General features: G+C 67.3%; 19 protein-coding genes. 11 read left to right on the top strand and 8 right to left on the bottom strand.

Going from position 1 to position 19,170, the window contains the following annotated elements; all coding sequences use genetic code 11:
• Positions 1 to 59: 59 nt before the first annotated feature.
• Complete coding sequence (locus ACLB90_RS03690) at positions 60 to 2,873, bottom strand: TonB-dependent receptor domain-containing protein (RefSeq protein ID WP_411851666.1); 2,814 nt, start codon at positions 2,871 to 2,873, stop codon at positions 60 to 62.
• Positions 2,874 to 3,077: 204 nt separating this feature from the next.
• On the opposite strand from ACLB90_RS03690, the gene apbC reads away from it, so the two are divergent.
• Positions 3,078 to 3,935, top strand: coding sequence for an iron-sulfur cluster carrier protein ApbC (gene apbC / locus ACLB90_RS03685; RefSeq protein WP_411851665.1), 858 nt, complete (start codon positions 3,078 to 3,080; stop codon positions 3,933 to 3,935).
• A 70-nt stretch (positions 3,936 to 4,005) separates the two neighbouring features.
• Complete coding sequence (gene dcd / locus ACLB90_RS03680) at positions 4,006 to 4,578, top strand: dCTP deaminase (RefSeq protein ID WP_019182646.1); 573 nt, start codon at positions 4,006 to 4,008, stop codon at positions 4,576 to 4,578.
• A gap of 232 nt (positions 4,579 to 4,810) precedes the next feature.
• On the opposite strand, the gene ACLB90_RS03675 is transcribed toward dcd, so the two are convergent.
• The 3 genes from ACLB90_RS03675 to ACLB90_RS03665 are packed head-to-tail and all read right to left on the bottom strand — an operon-like array spanning position 4,811 to position 6,084.
• A complete protein-coding gene (locus tag ACLB90_RS03675) occupies positions 4,811 to 4,978 on the bottom strand; it encodes a LiaI-LiaF-like domain-containing protein (RefSeq protein WP_017354312.1) in 168 nt (55 codons plus the stop codon).
• Between the two features lie 15 nt (positions 4,979 to 4,993).
• Positions 4,994 to 5,416, bottom strand: coding sequence for an HIT domain-containing protein (locus ACLB90_RS03670; RefSeq protein WP_411851664.1), 423 nt, complete (start codon positions 5,414 to 5,416; stop codon positions 4,994 to 4,996).
• Positions 5,413 to 6,084, bottom strand: a complete 672-nt coding sequence (locus ACLB90_RS03665) for a dienelactone hydrolase family protein (RefSeq protein ID WP_411851663.1) — start codon at positions 6,082 to 6,084, stop codon at positions 5,413 to 5,415. The genes ACLB90_RS03670 and ACLB90_RS03665 overlap by 4 nt, the downstream gene beginning before the upstream one ends.
• Before the next feature lie 188 nt (positions 6,085 to 6,272).
• Here ACLB90_RS03665 and rimO point away from each other — a divergent pair, with 188 nt between their 5' ends.
• Positions 6,273 to 7,640: a 30S ribosomal protein S12 methylthiotransferase RimO gene (rimO, locus tag ACLB90_RS03660; RefSeq protein ID WP_411851662.1), complete on the top strand. Its 1,368-nt coding sequence runs from the start codon at positions 6,273 to 6,275 to the stop codon at positions 7,638 to 7,640.
• Entirely contained in the window at positions 7,637 to 8,470 is an 834-nt protein-coding gene (locus tag ACLB90_RS03655) for a DUF3025 domain-containing protein (RefSeq protein WP_411851661.1), read from the top strand. Before rimO ends, ACLB90_RS03655 begins: the two co-directional genes overlap by 4 nt.
• 33 nt (positions 8,471 to 8,503) lie before the next feature.
• Here ACLB90_RS03655 and greB read toward each other — a convergent pair whose 3' ends face one another.
• Together greB and ACLB90_RS03645 are read right to left on the bottom strand one after the other, a co-directional pair.
• Positions 8,504 to 9,013, bottom strand: coding sequence for a transcription elongation factor GreB (gene greB, locus ACLB90_RS03650; protein ID WP_411851660.1), 510 nt, complete (start codon positions 9,011 to 9,013; stop codon positions 8,504 to 8,506).
• 34 nt (positions 9,014 to 9,047) lie between these two features.
• Positions 9,048 to 10,553 (bottom strand): helicase HerA-like domain-containing protein, encoded by a 1,506-nt coding sequence (locus ACLB90_RS03645; protein WP_411851659.1) that lies wholly within the window; start codon positions 10,551 to 10,553, stop codon positions 9,048 to 9,050.
• Positions 10,554 to 10,675: 122 nt separating this feature from the next.
• Here ACLB90_RS03645 and ACLB90_RS03640 point away from each other — a divergent pair, with 122 nt between their 5' ends.
• Positions 10,676 to 12,286, top strand: coding sequence for a transglycosylase SLT domain-containing protein (locus ACLB90_RS03640; protein WP_411851658.1), 1,611 nt, complete (start codon positions 10,676 to 10,678; stop codon positions 12,284 to 12,286).
• 65 nt (positions 12,287 to 12,351) lie between these two features.
• Complete coding sequence (locus tag ACLB90_RS03635) at positions 12,352 to 12,693, top strand: ribonuclease E inhibitor RraB (RefSeq protein WP_411851657.1); 342 nt, start codon at positions 12,352 to 12,354, stop codon at positions 12,691 to 12,693.
• A 47-nt stretch (positions 12,694 to 12,740) separates the two neighbouring features.
• Here ACLB90_RS03635 and asd read toward each other — a convergent pair whose 3' ends face one another.
• Both asd and ACLB90_RS03625 read right to left on the bottom strand, forming a co-directional pair.
• Positions 12,741 to 13,583, bottom strand: coding sequence for an archaetidylserine decarboxylase (gene asd, locus ACLB90_RS03630; protein WP_411851656.1), 843 nt, complete (start codon positions 13,581 to 13,583; stop codon positions 12,741 to 12,743).
• Positions 13,580 to 14,230, bottom strand: a complete 651-nt coding sequence (locus ACLB90_RS03625; RefSeq protein ID WP_411851655.1) for an SCO family protein — start codon at positions 14,228 to 14,230, stop codon at positions 13,580 to 13,582. Before ACLB90_RS03625 ends, asd begins: the two co-directional genes overlap by 4 nt.
• A 165-nt stretch (positions 14,231 to 14,395) precedes the next feature.
• On the opposite strand from ACLB90_RS03625, the gene prmB reads away from it, so the two are divergent.
• The 5 genes from prmB (at position 14,396) to ACLB90_RS03600 (ending at position 19,164) form a co-directional block, all read left to right on the top strand.
• Positions 14,396 to 15,322, top strand: a complete 927-nt coding sequence (prmB, locus tag ACLB90_RS03620) for a 50S ribosomal protein L3 N(5)-glutamine methyltransferase (RefSeq protein WP_411851654.1) — start codon at positions 14,396 to 14,398, stop codon at positions 15,320 to 15,322.
• Positions 15,312 to 15,824, top strand: coding sequence for a hypothetical protein (locus ACLB90_RS03615; protein ID WP_411851653.1), 513 nt, complete (start codon positions 15,312 to 15,314; stop codon positions 15,822 to 15,824). The genes prmB and ACLB90_RS03615 overlap by 11 nt, the downstream gene beginning before the upstream one ends.
• On the top strand, positions 15,814 to 16,917 hold the full coding sequence (gene aroC / locus ACLB90_RS03610; protein WP_411851652.1) for a chorismate synthase: 1,104 nt from the start codon (positions 15,814 to 15,816) through the stop codon (positions 16,915 to 16,917). The genes ACLB90_RS03615 and aroC overlap by 11 nt, the downstream gene beginning before the upstream one ends.
• Entirely contained in the window at positions 16,910 to 17,965 is a 1,056-nt protein-coding gene (locus ACLB90_RS03605) for a 2-hydroxyacid dehydrogenase (RefSeq protein ID WP_411851651.1), read from the top strand. Before aroC ends, ACLB90_RS03605 begins: the two co-directional genes overlap by 8 nt.
• 173 nt (positions 17,966 to 18,138) lie before the next feature.
• Positions 18,139 to 19,164, top strand: a complete 1,026-nt coding sequence (locus ACLB90_RS03600; RefSeq protein WP_411851650.1) for an aspartate-semialdehyde dehydrogenase — start codon at positions 18,139 to 18,141, stop codon at positions 19,162 to 19,164.
• The last annotated feature ends 6 nt before the right edge of the window (positions 19,165 to 19,170 follow it).

Genomic DNA, 19,170 nt, shown 5'->3' with positions numbered 1-19,170 from the left:
TTCCGGGTGGCGTCCGGCAGGGCAGAGCCCTGCGCGGACGCCGGTGTTGCCTGCGGCGCTTAATTGCCGAAGTCGTACTTCATCTGCGCGTACACGGCGCGGCCGTAGATGCTGTAGAAGGCGTTGTTGTACGGCGTGCCGGAGGTACCCGGGTAGCTGTAGACCTGGCCTTCCGGCATCTTGTTGAACACGTTGTTGACCATCACCGACAGCGTCAGGTCGTCCTGCGCGCGGTAGTTCACGCTCAGGTTGTAGGTGGTGTACGAACCCCACTTGCCCGGCGACTTGCCCGATACGGGGGGCGAGTCGTAGCCGTTCAGACCGGCCAGGTAGTTCGGCGTCTTGCCGACATAGTTGGCGTAGGCGGTGGTGGTGAACTTGCCGATCGACCAGGCCACGGCGGCATCGCTGCGCACCTTGGCATAGTTGTCGTAGTTCCACATCGCGATCGGATTGCCCAGCAGATCCTGGAAATCTTCACCCGGCTCGGACTGCACTTCACGCTTGAGCATGTTGGTGTAGTTGCCCGAGAACTGCAGCGCGCCGAAGCGGCCGATGTCCTGCAGGTACTTGAAGCCAACGGTCACGGCCTGGAGGTTCTGGCGCGCGACGTTCATCTTCGGCGTGTACAGGCTGCTCAGGTTGCCGGCGGCGTCGCGCACGACCCAGTCGGCCACGTTCTGGCAGCTGGCCGAGGCGGCGTTGGGCAGGCTGTTGCGGCAGTAGTACTCGGCCAGCAGCAGCTGGTCGGTGCTGGCCGTGTCGACTTCGTTCTCGATCTTCCAGTTGTAGTAGTCGGCGGAGATCGACAGGGTCGGCATCGGTGCCCAGACCAGGCCGGCGTTCCACACGTCGGCAGTGATCGGCTCGAGGTCCGGGTTGCCGGCGCGCTCGGAGTACACCGAGACGCTGTTGTCGTAACGGCAGTCGGCGGTGTTGCCCGGGGTGTAGCCCAGCTGGCCGCAACGGTAGTAGTCGGTCGAGTTGTTCGCGTAGTAGCCGCTGGTGCCCTGGAAGGCATCGGACAGGGTCGGCGCGCGGAAGGCGGTGCCGTACTTGCCGCGGAACAGCAGGCTGTCGATCGGACGGTATTCCAGACCCAGGCTGTAGGTGGCCTTGTCGACGGTGCTGTCGGCGATCTTGAAGGCGTCATAGCGACCCGACGCGGTCACGGTCAGCGATTCCAGCAGCGGCATGCGCAGCTCGGAGGTCACCGCGTAGTTGCTGCGGTGGCCGTTGCCGGCCACGGCCGACGAACCCCATGCCTGGCCGTCCAGCAGGCGCTGGTCGGGGGAGTAGTCCCAGCCTTCGCTGCCGCCTTCGACGACGACCGCGAAGCCGGCGTCACCGCCCGGCAGCGAGAACAGCGAACCGTTGGTGACCTGCGCGCGGGCCAGGTTCTGCCAGGTGCGGCTGCGGTTGTGCGCGTAGCCGGTGAAGCTGGCGAAATCTTCCGGCGAGATCGCCGAGTAGAACGCGCCCCAGTTCGGGTTGTAGCTGGCGAACTGCTGGCCCTTGGCGTCGGTGTAGGTGCCCAGCTGCGGGCCCAGCACGTGCTCGGCAAAGTAGTTGTTGATCGGGTCCTTCCAGCGCATGAACTTGTTCTCGGTGAGCTTGTACTCACCGCGGGTGAAGCTGGCGCTGTAGTCCCAGTTGCCGAAGGCGCCCTTGGCACCCAGGGTCACCTGGTAGGAGCGGCTCTCATCGCTGTTGAGCACGTCCTTGTAGCCCTGGCCGCCGATGTCTTCCGGCGCGAAGGCGCGCTGCAGGTTGACCACCTTGCCCGAGGACTGGTCGTAGAAACCACCCATCGTGCTCTTGGTGCCCCACCACAGGTAGTTCGAGCCGGAGGTGTATTCGGTCTTTTCCTTGCTGTACAGCACGTCGGCGAACAGCTGCAGGTCGTCGTTGACGTCGAAGGTCATCGCCGAATAGAACTGGCCGCTGTCCTTGCCGTTCTTCACGGTCTTGTAGCCGGCGCCGTACACCGAGCCGCAGGACAGGCCGGAGGCGCGCGAGCCCATCACGGTGGTGCCACCGAACTGGCCGGCGACGCTGGCGCAGTTGGTCGGGTCCATCATGTACAGGCGGTTGGTGTCGGCGTCGATGACCGCGAAGTCGTTGCCCGGCACCTGTGCGGTGTAGCCGTTGGCATTGGTGGTCTTGGTCAGGTCGCGCTGGTAGCCCCAGATCGGGTTGCTCGACTCGATCTGCACGTTGACCAGTGCGTTGAAGCGGTCATCGAAGGCGCTGAAGCCGTGGGCCGCGCTGACGCGCAGGTTGTTGCCGCCGCCTTCGCTGTAGGTGCCGCCACGGACGGTGAGCGTGCCACCTTCCATGCGTTCCTTGAGGATGATGTTGACCACGCCGGCGATCGCGTCCGAGCCGTACAGGGAGGACTGGCCGCCCGGCAGGATTTCGATGCGCTCGACGATGTCGATCGGAATGCCGCTGATGTTGTTGAACGTATCGCCGCCGTTGTACAGCGCCGGGTACGACATCATCGGGCGACCGTTGATCAGGTACTTGGTGTAACCCGGGTTCAGGCCGAACATGCCGGCCGCTTCGGCGCCCTGGGTGAACGAGGCGGAGGTCTGGCCGCCCTGCAGGCCGCCGGTGGTCAGCGAGGACTGCTGCAGCACTTCGGCCACGCTGGTGAAGCCGCGGGTCTGGATGTCCTGCGCGGTGATGGACATCACCGGGGTCTGGGTTTCGATATCGGTCTGCGGGATCAGCGAGCCGGTGACGGTGACTTTATCCAGCGTCGTGGCCTGGTCCTGTGCCAGGGCCGGTGCGGCCGCGGTGGCGATCAGGGCAGAGAACAGTGCAGCAGCGAGGGTGTTGCGACGAGCGGTATTGCGTGGGTAATTCATTGATAGTCCATAGAGCAGATACGAATGCACGACGTCAATGATTCCCTCCCGAAAACGCGCAGAAAACGCTCAACGTGGTGCCAATCGAACGTAACATGAACTTAACGAAAATTGCATGGATTCGTAGCAATTGCGATTCTTAGTCAGGCACCGTCAAGGTTGTATAGTGTTGGGTTCCCCTGAAGCGTTTCCGGAGTGCCCGCAGTGAGTGCCAGCCAGTCTCGTCGTCCCCATGCCAGCCAGGTGCAGAAGGGGCTGACGCCGCATCCGCGCATCCGCAACGTGATCGCCGTTGGCTCGGGAAAGGGCGGTGTCGGCAAGTCCACCACGGCCGTCAACCTCGCCGTCGCACTGGCCCGCCTGGGCGCGCGGGTCGGCCTGCTGGATGCCGATATCTACGGCCCCAGCGTACCGATGATGCTGGGCCTGAGCGGGCGCCCCGAAAGCCCGGACAACAAGTCGATCGAACCGCTGCGCGCGTTCGGCGTGGAGACCATGTCGATCGGCTACCTGATCGAGGACGAGACGCCGATGATCTGGCGCGGTCCGATGGCGACCTCGGCGATGACGCAGTTCTTCAACGACACGCTGTGGGATGACCTGGATTATCTGCTGATCGACCTGCCGCCGGGCACCGGCGACATCCAGCTGACGCTGACCCAGAAGATTCCGCTGGCCGGTGCGGTGATCGTCACCACGCCGCAGGACATCGCCACGCTGGATGCGAAGAAAGCGCTGAAGATGTTCGAGAAGGTCGAGGTGCCGGTGCTGGGCCTGGTCGAGAACATGGCCGTGCACACCTGCAGCAACTGCGGCCACGTCGAGCACCTGTTCGGCCAGGGCGGTGGCGAGCGCATGGCTGCGCAGTACGGCGTGCCGTTGCTGGGCTCGCTGCCGCTGGACATCGGCATCCGGGAGCAGGGCGACGCGGGCACCCCGATCGTCGCCGCCGCACCGGAATCGCCGGCCGCGCAGGCCTATCTGCGGGCGGCCGAACGGCTGGTGGAAGAGATGGGCAAGCGCCCGCGGGCCAGCATTCCGATCCTGTCCTCGCTGCTCTGACCGGCGTTGGGGCCGGCTGCTAGAATCGTGCCCCGGCCCCGACCTGCCCCTTGCCTTCCAGGACCCCTACATGAGCATCAAGAGTGACCGCTGGATCCGCCAGATGGCCGAACAGCACGGCATGATCGAGCCGTTCGAAGCCGGCCAGGTGAAGCAGGCCAATGGCCAGCGCATCGTCAGCTACGGCACCTCCAGCTACGGTTACGACGTGCGCTGCTCTCGCGAGTTCAAGGTGTTCACCAACATCAATTCCACCATCGTCGACCCGAAGCATTTCGACCCGGGCAGCTTCGTGGACATCGTTGGCGACGAGTGCATCATTCCGCCGAACAGCTTCGCCCTGGCCCGCACCGTGGAGTACTTCCGCATTCCGCGCGACACGCTGGTGGTGTGCCTGGGCAAGAGCACCTACGCGCGCTGCGGGATCATCGTCAATGTGACCCCGCTGGAGCCGGAGTGGGAAGGCCACGTCACCCTGGAATTCAGCAACACCACGCCGCTGCCGGCGCGCATCTATGCCAACGAAGGCGTGGCGCAGATGCTGTTCTTCCAGGCCGACAAGGACGATATCTGCGAGACCTCCTACAAGGATCGCGGCGGCAAGTACCAGGGCCAGACCGGCGTGACCCTGCCGCGCACCTGAGCGGCAAGTCGGGCTGCGTCACCGCCTCAGGTAGAGCCGACCGTTGGTCGGCTGCGTCACCGCCTCAGGTAGAGCCGACCGTTGGTCGGCTGCGTCGCCGCATCAGGTAGAGCCGACCGTTGGTCGGCTGCGTCACCGCCTCAGGTAGAGCCGACCGTTGGTCGGCTGCCTGTCGCCCGGAAACAAAAAAAGCGCGGAGCGATCCGCGCTTTTTTCGTTCCTCCCCGCCGCGTTACTTTCCGCGGCCGAACAGCAGTCCGATGCCTACCGCCACCAGGATCACCGGCCACCAGGTGAGGATCAGGCGACCCATGTTCATGTTGGTCCAGCCCAGGTTGCTGGCCAGCAGGAACAGGCCCACCAGGATCAGGACGATGGCGGCAATCAGGTTCGAACGCATCAGGGGCAGGGTCCGTCAGGGGTGGGCCGGATATCCTAGCCGTTCCTTCCAGTACGCGACACGCTGGGTGAGCACGTCCGGATCGTGACGGTGCGCCTGGCCGTGACCCCAGACCGGCCCGGGCCACGCCGGGTCGCCCACGTGACGGCCGATGACGTGGAAGTGCAGCTGGCGCACGATGTTGCCCAGCGCGCCGATGTTGATCTTCTCCACGCCGTCGGTGCCCTTGAGCGCCTTGCAGGCCCGGTTCAACTCGGTGCGCAGCTTGTCCTGCTGCTCGCCGTCCAGCTCGATCCATTCGGTGATGCCGGCCAGGCGCGGCACCAGGATCAACCACGGGTACCGCTCGTCGTTCATCAACCGCACTTGCGACAACGGCCCTTCTGCTACCAGTACGCTATCGGTGGCCAGGCGTGAATCCAGTTCGAACTCGCTCATCCAAGATGCTCCGCAAAGAAGTCCAGGGTGCGTTCCAGCGCCAGGGTGGCGCTGTCTGGATCATACGCATGTCCGACGTTGCGGTTGAAGGCGTGGTCGGCGGGGTAGACGAAGGTGGCCATCTGCGGCAGCTTCTCGCGATGGGCCTTGATCGCCTCCGGCGGAATGCTCCTGTCCTGGGCGCCGAAGTGGAACATCACGGGCGCCTTGGGCGTTTCGTCGAGGAACTGCACGTTGCGTGCGCCGTAGTAGCTGATCGACGGCAGGCCCAGGCGCAGCGCCGCCAGCAGCGCGATGCTGCCGCCCCAGCAGTAGCCCACCGTGCCGACCCGGCCCGCCGGCGCCAGCCGCGAGGCGGCGGCGCGGACGATCTCCAGGGCCTTCTCCACCCCCAGTGCGTTGACGTGCTCCAGCCCCTGTTTCACGCCGTCCGGGTCGTAGGGCAGGGCATCGGGATCGGCATCCGGGCCGTCGACCAGGTCGAAGAAGGACGGCGCCAGTACCGCGTAGCCTGCGGCCGCGAAGCCTTCGGCGACCTCGCGGATGTGCGCGTTGGCACCGAAGATCTCCTGGATGACCACCAGCCCGCCGCGGGGCTTGCCGTCCGGTTCGGCCTGCCAGGCGCGGACCGGGCCGTGATGCGTATCGAGCGTGACCCACTCACCCATGATGCGAGACTCCCGTTGGTGAAGGGCGTCATTATCGGGCCCGCACCGGTTAGCGCGGTGTCACCGGCCATGCCGGGTCTGGCGGCTGGGTCCGCGATCCGGTTCAGGGCTGGGCGTGCAACGCCGGTATACTTGCCGCCGTTTCCGGCCCCAGGTCATTCCGACCCAGGCCCCCAGAGTCCTGATCCATGTCCCAGCTGAACCCCAAAGTCGGCTTCGTCAGCCTTGGCTGCCCGAAGGCCCTGGTCGATTCCGAGCGCATCCTCACCCAGCTGCGGTCCGAGGGCTACGACATCGTGCCGTCCTACGATTCGGCCGATGTGGTGGTGGTCAACACCTGCGGCTTCATTGATTCGGCGGTGACCGAGTCGCTGGATGCGATCGGCGAGGCGATGAACGCCAACGGCAAGGTGATCGTCACCGGTTGCCTGGGCAAGCGCCCGGAGCAGATCCGCGAGGCCTACCCGAACGTGCTGGCCGTGTCCGGCCCGCAGGACTACACGAGCGTGATGGAGGCGGTACACGCCGCGCTGCCGCCCAGGCACGACCCGTTCGTGGACCTGGTGCCCGACTACGGCATCAAGCTGACGCCGCGCCATTACGCCTACCTGAAGATTTCCGAGGGCTGCAACCACACGTGCAGCTTCTGCATCATTCCCTCGATGCGCGGCAAGCTGGTCTCGCGCCCGGTCGACGAGGTGCTGCGCGAAGCCGAGCGGCTGGTGCGCGGCGGCGTCAAGGAACTGCTGGTGGTTTCCCAGGACACCTCGGCCTACGGCGTGGACGTGAAGTACGCCGAGCGCATGTGGCGTGACAAGGCCTACCAGACCCGCCTGAAAGCACTCTGCGAAGGCCTGTCCGAACTGGATGCCTGGACCCGCATGCACTACGTGTACCCGTACCCGCACGTGGACGAGATCGTGCCGTTGATGGCCGAGAACCGGATCCTGCCGTACCTGGACATCCCGTTCCAGCACGCCAGCCCGCGCATCCTCAAGCTGATGAAGCGCCCCGGCGCGGTCGACAAGACCCTCGAGCGCGTGCAGCGCTGGCGCCAGCTGTGCCCGGACATCACCGTGCGCTCGACCTTCATCGTCGGCTTCCCCGGCGAGACCGAGGCCGAGTTCGAGGACCTGCTGTCGTTCCTGGACGAGGCGCAGCTGGATCGCGTGGGCGCCTTCGCGTACTCGCCGGTCACCGGCGCCACCGCCAACAATCTGCCCGACCCGGTGCCCGAGGAAGTGAAGCAGGAACGCCTGGCCCGCTTCATGGCCCGCCAGGCCGAGATTTCCGCGGCGCGCCTGGAGGCCAGGATCGGCACCGTGCAGCAGTGCCTGGTGGATGCGATCGAGGACGGCATCGCCGTGGCGCGCTCGAAGGCCGATGCGCCCGAGATCGACGGCCTGGTGCATATCCAGAACGCCGACGAGGCGCGTCTGCGCGTGGGCCAGTTCGTGGACGTGGAAATCACCGAAAGCGACGAGCACGATCTGTACGGCGATGCGCTGATCGACGAAACCCCGGCCCGCACCGCGCTCGATCTCAAGGTGCTGTGACCGGCCCGGTCGCCGTCGCCGACAGCGGCGGCCGCCGTCGCTTCATCGCCCCGGCCCGCGACGCGGTGGCGGCGGGGTGTTTTGATCATCCGCTGTTCGAACCCTACGGTGCGTTCCGGGACGTCCTGCGCGCGCCGGACTGGCTGGCGGTCGATCACCTCGATGCGCGGCTCGCGTTGCCGGGCCGGCGACTGGTCGAGCAGGACGCCGCCCTGCTGGCCGATGGCCTGCATTACGAAACGCGCATCGCCGAACGTGGCTGCATCGCCACGCGCGCGCGCAGCTGGCACGACCAGTTCAATGCGCTGGTGTGGGCGCGCTACCCGGCCATCAAACACGCCTTGAATGCACGCCAGTGCCGGCATATCGCCGCGCAGGGCCCTGCCGTGCGCAACCGTGCGCAGGCGGCGCTGACCCAGTTCGACGAGACCGGCGTGATCGTGCGGGTGCGCGATCCTGCGCTGCTGGATGCCTGGGACCGGCACGACTGGGCGGCGTTGTTTGTCGAGGGCGAGAGAGGTTGGCGCACCGGCGCTATCGCGGTGGCGGGCGTGATCGGCCATGCGCTGATGGAGCAGGCACTGCTGCCCGAACGCGTGCTGGTGGGCAAATGCGTGGTGGTGCAGGGCGGTGACGATGCGCAGGCGGTCGCCCATACAGCGGCGATGATCGCGAATGGTCGGCTGCTGGGCGACCCTTCGGAACTGCGGCCGCTGCCGTTGATGGGCATCCCCGGTTGGCATGCGCGGCAGGACCTGGCGTTCTACCGGCAGGCCGACTACTTCCGGCCGCTGCGCCAAGGGCGCCGCTATCCCGCGCTGGAGATGTAGCGCCCGGCCATGCTCGGCTGGCCGCGGCCGCCTCTACCGGGGTTGCCCGTATTGCACCGAGAGAATGGCGAACCCCTGCCGGCCGCTGGGCAGCTCGACCTCGAACTCGTCGTCGACACGCTTCTTGAGCAGCGCACGCGCCAGCGGCGAGTCGATGCTGATCCAGCCGGCGCCGGCGTCGGTCTCGTCGGGGCCAACGATGCGGTAGCGGCTGATGTCGCCGCTCGCCACGTTCTCCAGTTCGATGGTCGCGCCGAAGAACACCGCCTGCGGGTCGCTCGGGACGGTGTCCACCACCCGCAGCGACTCCAGCCGCTTGGTGAGGTAGCGCACGCGGCGGTCGATCTCGCCGAGCTGCTTCTTGCGGTAGGTGTACTCGGCATTCTCCGAACGGTCGCCTTCCGCGGCGGCCGCCGCCAGCGCCTTGACCACCTCCGGCCGGCGCACCCGCCATAGATCGTCCAGCTCGTCCTTCAGCCGCTGGTGGCCCTGTGCGGTGATCAGGGCCGTGCTTTTTTCCGCAGGGGGGCGCCAACGCGACATCAGGTCGGGTTGCTTCGTGGGGCGGCGGCGCGGCTCACCGTTTGCCGCCGAAGATGCCGCCGAGGATGCCACGCACGATCTGGTTGCCCAGCTTGGTACCCACGGTGCGGGTGGTCTGCTTGGCCATCGTTTCGATCATGCCCTGGCGGCGTTTCGTGCCGAAGATCGCGTCCTTGATCGACTGGCCGAAACCGCCGGCCTGGTCGTCGTCCTGTTCGCGGGTGCGGGCCGCGGGCGCATCGGCCTGCTGCACTGCCTTCTGCGCGCGCTGGGCCAGCAGCTCGGCGGCCGATTCGCGGTTGATGGCGGTGTCATAGCGGGTGCCCACCGGGCTGCCGGCGCGCACCTGGGCACGTTCGGCCTCGGTGATGGCACCCATGCGGCAGCGCGGCGGCGCGATCAGGGTCTGCTGCACGGGCGAGGGAATGCCCTTGTCCTGCAGGGTGGAGACCAGTGCCTCGCCGGTGCCGAGTCTGGCCAGCGTGGCGGCGACATCGAGTTTGGGATTGGGCACGAACGTTTCCGCCGCCACCTTCACGGCCTTCTGGTCGCGCGGGGTGAAGGCACGCAACGCGTGCTGCACGCGGTTGCCGAGCTGGCCGAGGATGTTGGCCGGGACGTCGTCGGGGAACTGCGAGCAGAAGTACACGCCCACGCCCTTGGAGCGGATCAGCCGCACCACCTGCTCGATCCGCTGCACCAGGGCCGGCGGCGCATCGTCGAACAGCAGGTGCGCCTCGTCGAAGATGAAGACCAGCTTGGGTTTGTCCAGGTCGCCCACTTCCGGCAGCGTTTCGAACAGCTCCGACAGCAGCCACAGCAGGAAGGTCGAGTACAGCCGCGGCTTGAGCACCAGCTGGTCGGCGGCGAGGATGCCGATCACGCCGCGGCCGTCGTGGTTGACCCGCATCAGGTCGGCAAGCTCCAGCGCCGGTTCGCCGAAGAAGGCTTCGCCGCCGTCCTGCGACAGCCGCAGCAGCGAGCGCTGGATGGCGGCCACGGTCTGTGCGCTGACCAGGCCGTACTCGGTGGAGATGTCCTTGCGTTCCTCGGCGACCAGACCGAGCAGGGCGCGCAGGTCGTCCAGGTCGAGCAGCAGCAGGCCCCGGTCGTCGGCCAGCTTGAACACGATGTCCAGCACGCCGGCCTGGGTGTCGTTGAGCTCCAGGATGCGCGCCAGCAGGGTTGGCCCCATTTCGCTGACGGTGGTGCGCACCGGGTGGCCCAGCTTGCCGTACAGGTCCCAGAAGACCGCCGGGCTGGCGGCCGGGGCATAGTCGGCCACGCCGATGTCGTGGGCGCGCTGCAGGAGCGCGTCGCCCCCCGCGCCGGCGACCGCCAGACCGGACACGTCGCCCTTCACATCGGCCAGGAACACCGGCACCCCCAGTCGCGAGAAGCCTTCGGCCAACGTCATCAGGGTCACGGTCTTGCCGGTGCCGGTGGCGCCGGCCACCAATCCGTGGCGGTTGCCCAGGCGGGGCAGCAGGGTGACCGGAATGTCGTCGGTGATGCCTTTGCCGAGCAGAATCGGGTCCATGGTCAACTCGTTATGTGAATGCGCAGGATTCTAAATAGTGGCAGCGGGTGCGGCGATGCGCGGGTTGCCCCGATGCGATGGCCGCGGCTACTCTGCCTCATCTCTCGCACACAGTGCCAAAAATGCCCGTTCCTGTCTTGCTTGTCCGCGGTTGGCCGTTGTTGGCGCTCGCTGCGATGGTGTCGTTGGTGCCGGAGGCACATGCCCAGCGGGTCTCTGCCCGCGACCGGGTGAAGATCGAAGCGCTGGAGCAGCGCATGACAGCCGCGGAAAAGCGCTATGGCGACGCGCTGGTGCTGGTGGCCAACGCCGATCCCAAGGGCCGCAACGAAGCGGATGCCGCGCTGGAGGACATGGAGGATGTGATCAGCGCCTGCGTGGCCCAGAAGGGCTGCCAGGTCAGCAATCTGCTGACCACCTACAAGCGCCTGCTCAAGAACACCGCCGATGGCCAGGACGAGGACAGCGATGCCGTCGTCGCCGACGGCGGCCTGCTCGAAGCCGATCCGGACCATGTCGGTCCGCTGGCAGCCGACGTGCCCGAAGCGGCGCGTGCGGCCGCGCTGCTGAACGACAAGCGCCACGCCTTCGACAGCATGGTCGAGTACAACCCGGCCGTGCAGGCGGGCATCCGCCGCTGGCTCACCGACATGCGCCCGGCGCTGCTCACCAGCTATGAGAACTACCAGAACCTGCGCGCGGTGATGTGGCCGGAGTGGGAGAAGCGTGGCCTGCCCGAGGCCCTGCTGTTCGGCATCATGGCCAAGGAATCCAACGGCCGCGTGCACGCCTCGTCGCGCGCCGGCGCGGCCGGCCTGATGCAGTTCATGCCGGCCACCGGCCGCCGCTTCGGGCTTGGCCCGGACGGGACCGGTTTCGACACCCGCTTCGATGCGCGCAGCGCCGCCGAGGCCAGCGCGTCGTACATGAACGAACGCATGCGCGAGCTCAACAAGAACATCGAGCTGTCGCTGGCCGCCTACAACGGCGGCGAAGGCCGTGCGGCGCGGGTCTATCGCCAGAGTGCGGGCCAGGGCTTCTGGACCGACAGCGTCTACAACCAGTTCCCCGGCGAAACCAAGGACTACGTGCCGATGGTGATCGCGGCGGCGTGGATCTACCTGCACCCGCAGCAGTACGGGGTGGAATTCCCGAAGATCAGCGCGCAGCCGGCCACCCTGCGCCTGGCCAAGTCGACCACCATCTACGAGCTGACCATCTGCCTGGGCAGCGCCGGCACGCGCGACGGCTACATGCGCGCGCTGCGCAACCTCAACCCGCGCTACGAAGCCGATGGCTGGATTCCGGCGGGTACCACCATCAACGCCACCACGCGCATCGCCGGGCTGTACAACCGCTACTGCGTCAGCGGCCCGCGCGCGGATCTGGCGCGCACGCTGATCACGGCCGACCTCAATGCCGCCATCGTGCGTCCGTCTGCGGCCACTTACACCGGCAATGTGGCGGTGGGCAGCGTGGTGCCGATCGCCGAAGCGCAGGACAGCGCCCCGGCGGTGACCCCGACCGCCCCCGTGGCCGTGCCGCGTGCGGCCGCCAAGCCGAAGGCCAAGCCGGTGCGCAGCCACAAGGTGGGCAAGGGCGACACGCTGGGCCGCATCGCCGCGAAATACCAGTGCGACCTGCCGACGCTGGCACGGGCCAACGGCCTCAAGGCACCCGGCTATGCGCTGCGCCCGGGCCAGACGCTCAAGCTGCAGGGCTGCGACAGGTAACCGACATCCATCACCGGCCGTGGCGGCATGCCGCGGCCCTCATGTACACAGTCAAAGGAAGCAAGATGGATATCACCGCGATCAACGAGATGTTCGCCAACATCCGCGAAAACACCGACTGGGACCTCAACGGCCCGATGCTGTGGGGGTACTTCTTCGTCAACACCACGCCGGAACCGCTGACCGGCCTGGCCGAGAAGCTGGTCGCGATGGGCTACACCCTGGTGGAGATCTTCGAGCCGGACCTGGAAGAAGGCGAGGCGCCTTACCACGTGCTCCACGTCGAGCGCGCCGAGGTGCATACCGAGGCCTCGCTGGATGCCCGCAACCAGGAGCTGCAGACGCTGGCCGAGCAGAACGGCGTGGAAGACTACGACGGCATGGATGTAGGCCCGGTCGAGATCTGATCGCCGCAACGAAAACGCCCCGCGAAAGCGGGGCGTTTCTGTTTGGGTTACTTCAACGTCGCCAGCGCCTGACCGAGCTGCACGGCATGTTCGGCGTCCAGATGCGGCGCGAAGTCGGCCACACCCGGCGGCAGCAGGACGATCACGGTGGAGCCGTAGTTGAAGCGCGCCATCTCCGCGAACCGCGCCAGCGTAATCCCCTTGCCGCGGTAATCCTTGCGCGTGATGGTGTCGCCATAGCGCGGAATCTCTTCGCCGCCCCACACCGTCTCCACGCCCGACACCAGCAGCGCCCCGACCATCACCGACACCATCGGCCCGAAATCGGTGTCGAAATGACAGACCAGCCGCTCGTTGCGGGCAAACAGGCCCGGCACCGTGTTGACCGCTGCCGGCCCCACGCTGAACAGCCGGCCGGGCACGTGCACCGTCTCGCGCAGGGTGCCGGTCCACGGCATGTGTACGCGGTGGTAGTCCTTCGGCGAGAGGTACACGGTGGCGTACAGGCCGTGGCGGAACACCTCGGCATCGGCGGCGTCGCCCAGCAGTTCGGCGGCGGTGAACGACTGGCCCTTGGCCTGGAAGATGCGCCCGTCCTCGATCGCACCGAGCTGGCTGATACGGCCATCGGCCGGCATCACCAGCGTGCGCGGATCGGGATCGGGCACGCGCGCACCGGGCTTGAGGGCCCGGGTGAAGAACTGGTTGAAGGTGGCGTAGCTGCGCGGGTCCGGGTTGGCGGCCTCGGCAAGGTTGACGCCGAATTTGGCGGTGACCGTATCGATCAGCCAGCGCGAGATGCGCGGGTTGCTGGAATACGCCAGGCGCCGCGCCATCGAGGACAGCAGGCGGTGGGGCAGGGCGTAGCTCAGCGTGGTCATCAGACTCATGGGGCGGATTTCTCGGTCAGCAGTTGCAGGTCGCGGGCGATGGCCGGCGCGTTGAAGGGGGGGCGGATCAGGCCGGCCAGGCGGCCCTGCGGATCCAGTACGGCCAGGCTGGCCGAGTGTTCGACGGTGTAATCCTCGGGGTTCTCATCGAAGTGCTTCCCGGGCACTTTCTGGAACACGAAGCCCAGCGAGGTGGCGAAACGCTCCAGTGACGGCACGTCGGCGGTGGCCGCCAGGGTGTCCTTGTGGAACGCATGGACGTACTCGCCCAGGCGGGCCGGCGTGTCGCGCTCGGGGTCGACCGAGATGAACACCAGTCGCGGGCGCAGGGTATCGGGCAGCGCTTCCCACTGTTTCTGGGCCAGGGCCAGGTCGCCCAGGGTGGTCGGGCAGACATCCGGGCAGAAGGTGAAGCCCAGGAACACCAGGGTCCAATGGCCCTTCAGCTCGCCGGGGATCAGCCGGGTGCCGTCGGACTGGCCCAGGTTGAAGTCGGGCAGGGGCCGTGGCTGCGGATAGAAAGTGATCGACTCGGTGGCCGGCCGGTCGTTGGCCGGCGTGGGCGCGAACACCTTCTGGGCCACGACCAGGCCCAGCCCGGCGGCCAGCGCGATGAGCAGGATGATGCCGACGTTGCGATTGAACATGTGGGGCCCGTTCCCGGAAGGGGCCACCATGATAGGGGTAAAGGCAAAGGCGGCGGATCCGGCGGTGATGGCGGGCGGGCCCTCTGCCACCCGTTTCGTCTGCAACGGATGCTGGCCGGCATGGGGTCGCCTATAATCGGGGGCCACTTTGTCTGTTGCCCCGCCATGACTGCCGAAACGGCCGCCGAACTCCACACGATCATCGATCTGATCCGCTACGGCACCAGCCGTTTCAACGCCGCCGGGCTGACCTTCGGGCACAGCTACGACAACGCCCTGGACGAAGCGACCCAGCTGGTCCTGCACACCCTCCATCTCCCGCATGACCTCGGCCCGGCCTACGGCGCCGCCCGGGTCACCACGCCGGAGAAGGCCGAAGTGCTGGCCCTGTTCGAGCGCCGCATCACCGAGCGCCTGCCCGCCGCCTACCTCACCGGGGAAGCCTGGTTCGCCGGCCTGAGCTTCAAGAGCGACCCGCGCGCCCTGGTGCCGCGTTCGCCGATCGCCGAACTGATCGAAACCGGTTTCGAGCCCTGGCTGGCGGGCCGTGACGTGCACCGCGCGCTGGACCTGTGCACCGGCTCGGGCTGCATCGCCATCGCGATGGGCCACTACTACCCGCATTGGGAAGTGGATGGCGTGGACCTCAGCGACGACGCCCTGGCCTTGGCCGCCGAGAACAAGGAACGCCTCGACGCCCACAACGTCACCCTGATCAAGTCCGACCTGTTCAACGGCCTCACCGGCCGCCACTACGACCTGATCGTCACCAACCCCCCGTACGTCACCAACGACGAGACCGATGCCCTGCCGCAGGAGTACTCCTACGAGCCGGAAATGGGCCTGCGTGCCGGTGATGACGGCCTGGACCTGGTGCTGAAGATCCTCCGCGACGCCCCGCTGCACCTCAGCGAGGATGGGCTGCTGATCTGCGAAGTGGGCGAATCCGAGCGTCACCTCAACAAGCTGCTGCCGGAGGTGGTCTTCAACTGGATCGAGTTCAAGGTCGGCCAGATGGGCATCTTCGCGGTTGAATGCCGCGAGCTCATCGCCCACAGCGCCCGCATCACCGAGCTGGCCAATGCCCGATAGGCCGGCCGTCGCCGCGCGCATCCGCTGGGCCGATCTGGCCCTGCTGATGCCGTTGGCGCTGCTGCTGCCGTTCGCGCTGATCATCGTGATGATGTCCCTGCAGAGCGGCGTCGCCTGTTTCAGCGGCGACACGCTGCACTGCCGCTACGCCGCCGAGCCCACCGAACAGCTCTGGTACCACATCAAGGGCTTTGCGTACGGCGTCTCGGGCCTGCTTGGCGGTGCCGCCGTGGTCTGCTGCGCGATCGTGGATGGATCGCTGCTGCAACGGCGCCCGGCGCTGTCGCGTGCGCTGACCGTGGCCCTGGTGGTCGGCCTGGCCGTTGCCGTGGCCACGGTTGTCGCCAGCATCGGCAGCAGCCCGGATGGCTGGCGCGGCGGCTGGGGCCGCCCGGTGTTCATCCTCAGCTTCACCCTGCTGCCGGCCATTGTCGCCGTGCGCCACCTGCCGCGCGTGCTGCGCGCCGCCTTCCCCCGTCATGCGGTATCCCATGTCCAGTAATACGTTCGGCAAGCTGCTCTCGGTCACCACGTTCGGCGAATCGCACGGTCCGGCGATCGGCTGCGTGATCGACGGCTGCCCCCCGGGACTGGAGATCGACGCCGCGGAGTTCGCCCACGATCTGCAGCGCCGCGCCACCGGCAAGAGCCGGCACACGTCCGCGCGCCGCGAAGAAGACGCCGTTGAAATCCTGTCCGGCGTCTACGAAGGGCGCACCACCGGTACCCCGATCGCGCTGCTGATCCGCAACACCGACCAGCGCAGCAAGGACTACAGCACCATCGCCCAGCAGTTCCGTCCCGGCCACGCCGACTACAGCTACTGGCAGAAGTACGGCATCCGCGACCCGCGCGGCGGTGGCCGCTCGTCGGCGCGTGAAACCACCATGCGCGTGGCGGCCGGCGTGATCGCCAAGAAATGGCTGCTGCAGCGCTACGGCGTGCGCGTGCGCGGCTACCTGTCGCAGCTGGGCGAGATCACGCCGACCGGCTTCGACTGGTCGGCGGTGGAAGACAACCCGTTCTTCTGGCCGGTGGCCGGGCAGGTGCCCGCACTGGAAAGCTACATGGACGCGCTGCGCAAGTCCGGCGATTCGGTCGGTGCGCGCGTCAACGTCGTGGCCGACGGCGTGCCGCCGGGCTGGGGCGAACCGATCTACGGCAAGCTCGACGGTGAACTGGCCGCCGCGCTGATGAGCATCAACGCGGTCAAGGGCGTGGAGATCGGCGACGGCTTCGCCAGCGCTGCCCAGAAGGGCACCGAGCACCGCGACCTGATCACCCCCGACGGCTTCGCCAGCAACCATGCCGGCGGCATCCTCGGTGGCATCTCCACCGGCCAGCAGGTCACCGCCTCGATCGTGCTCAAGCCCACCTCCAGCCTGCGCCTGCCCGGCGCCACGGTGGATGCCAGTGGCGCCGCCGTCGAGGTGATCACCACCGGCCGTCACGATCCCTGCGTGGGCATCCGCGCCACCCCGATCGCCGAAGCGATGATGGCGCTGGTGCTGATGGACCAGGCGCTGCGCCATCGCGCCCAGTGCGGCGACGTGGGCGACATCGCACCGCGCATCCCGGGCGCCATCGATGGCTGAGCCGCGCCCCAGGGTCTGGGTCAGCCAGCCGCTGTTCGACGATGTCGTCGAACGGCTCGGGCAGCATTTCGACCTGGACATGACCGACCAGGTCACCCGCTACACGCCAGCGCAGTTGGCCGAGCGGCTGGCCGGCGTCGACGGCGCGCTGATCACCCTCAACGAACGCATCGGCGCGGCCGAGATTGCCAACGCGCCGCAGCTGCGCGCGATCGCCAATGTCGGGGTGGGCTACAACAATCTGGATGTCGATGCGCTCAGCGCTGCCGGCGTCCTGGCCAGCAACACCCCGGACGTATTGACCGAAACCACCGCCGACCTCGGCTTCGCGCTGCTGATGGCCGCCGCCCGCCGCATCACCGAGTCCGAACGCTGGCTGCGCGACGGCCAGTGGGGGCAGTGGTCGTTCCAGAGCATGCTCGGCGCGGACATCCACGGCAGCACGCTGGGCATCCTCGGCATGGGCCGCATCGGCCAGGGCATCGCCCGCCGGGGCGCGCTGGGCTTCGGCATGCGCGTGCTGTACCACAACCGATCGCGCCTGCCCGAGGCCACCGAGGCCGAGGTCGGCGCGGCGTACGTCGACCTGGACACGCTGCTGGCGCAGGCCGACCACCTGGTCCTGGTGCTGCCGTACAACGCGGCCTCGCACCACATCATCGACGCCGGGGCACTGGCGAAGATGAAGCCGGGTGCCACCCTGGTCAACATCGCGCGGGGCGGCATCGTCGACGAGCTGGCGCTGGCCGATGCGCTGGCCAATGGCCGCCTGGCTGCCGCCGGGCTGGATGTGTTCGAAGGCGAGCCCACGGTCCGTCCGGAACTGCTGGCCCTGCACAACGTCGTGCTGACCCCGCACATCGGCAGTGCCAGCCGCGCCACGCGCCGCGCGATGGTGCAGTTGGCCGTGGACAACCTGACGGCCGCGCTGGGCAAGGGCCCCGATGCCGGCCACCCGCCGAGCGCGATCAACGCCGACGCCGTGAACGCTGCCCGTACCGGCGGCGCGATCATGGGCGCCAAAAAAACCGACGACGCAAAACGATAGGGAACCGACGCGGTCATCACGCGAGGTTCCCCGAACCCAGTCCGTGCAGATGTCAGCTGTTGTCCGGCACACCTTTCAAACCTATTCGGCAGCGACCGCCCTTTGGCCGGTACGCTCTTCAAACCAACACGGTAGGTACCGGCCGCAGGCCGGTACACCCAAACGAGGCTGTTATGAATACTCCTGATCGTCGTTTCCACGTCGCCGTCGTCGGTGCCACCGGCGCCGTCGGCGAAACCATGCTGGCCATCCTGGCCGAGCGCGATTTCCCGATCGCCACGCTGAGCCTGCTCGCCTCCTCGCGGTCGGCCGGCGGTGAGATCGAATACCGGGGCGAGAAGATCAAGGTCCAGGACCTGGCCGATTTCGATCCGACCGGCGTGGACATCGCGCTGTTCTCCGCCGGTGGCAGCGTCTCCAAGGAGTTCGGCCCGAGGTTCGCCGCCGCCGGTGCGGTGGTGATCGACAACTCCTCGGCCTTCCGTTACGACGATGACGTGCCGCTGGTGGTGTCCGAGGTGAACCCGGAGGCGCTGAAGAACCGCCCGCGCGGCATCATCGCCAACCCGAACTGCTCGACCATGCAGATGCTGGTGGCGCTGGCACCGCTGCACCGCCAGTACGGCATCCAGCGCATCAACGTGGCCACCTACCAGTCCGTGTCCGGTGGCGGCCGTTCGGCGCTGGAGGAACTCGGCAAGCAGACCGGCCAGCTGCTCAGCTTCCAGGAAATCGACCCGCAGCGCTTCCCGGTGCAGATCGCCTTCAACCTGATCCCGCACATCGACGACTTCCAGGACAACGGCTTCACCAAGGAAGAGATGAAGCTGGTCTGGGAAACCCGCAAGATCCTCGGCGACGACAGCATCCTGGTGAACCCCACCGCCGTGCGCGTGCCGGTGTTCTACGGCCACTCCGAAGCGGTCACCATCGAAACCCGTGACAAGGTCACCCCGGACGCCGCGCGTGAACTGCTGTCGCGTTCGCCGGGCGTGGAAGTGGTGGACAAGCACGAAGCCGGTGGCTATCCGACGCCGGTAACGCATGCATCGGGCAACGATGCGGTGTATGTGGGCCGCATCCGCGAGGATCTGTCGCATCCGCGTGGCCTCAACCTGTGGATCGTGTCGGACAACATCCGCAAGGGCGCTGCCCTCAACGCCGTGCAGCTGGCCGAGCTGGTCGCCGCCGAAGGCTGAGCGGGT

Origin of the sequence: Stenotrophomonas sp. LGBM10 (assembly GCF_046736075.1) — a bacterium.
Classification (GTDB): Bacteria; Pseudomonadota; Gammaproteobacteria; order Xanthomonadales; family Xanthomonadaceae; genus Stenotrophomonas.
This window is presented reverse-complemented; position numbering and strand designations above follow the sequence as displayed.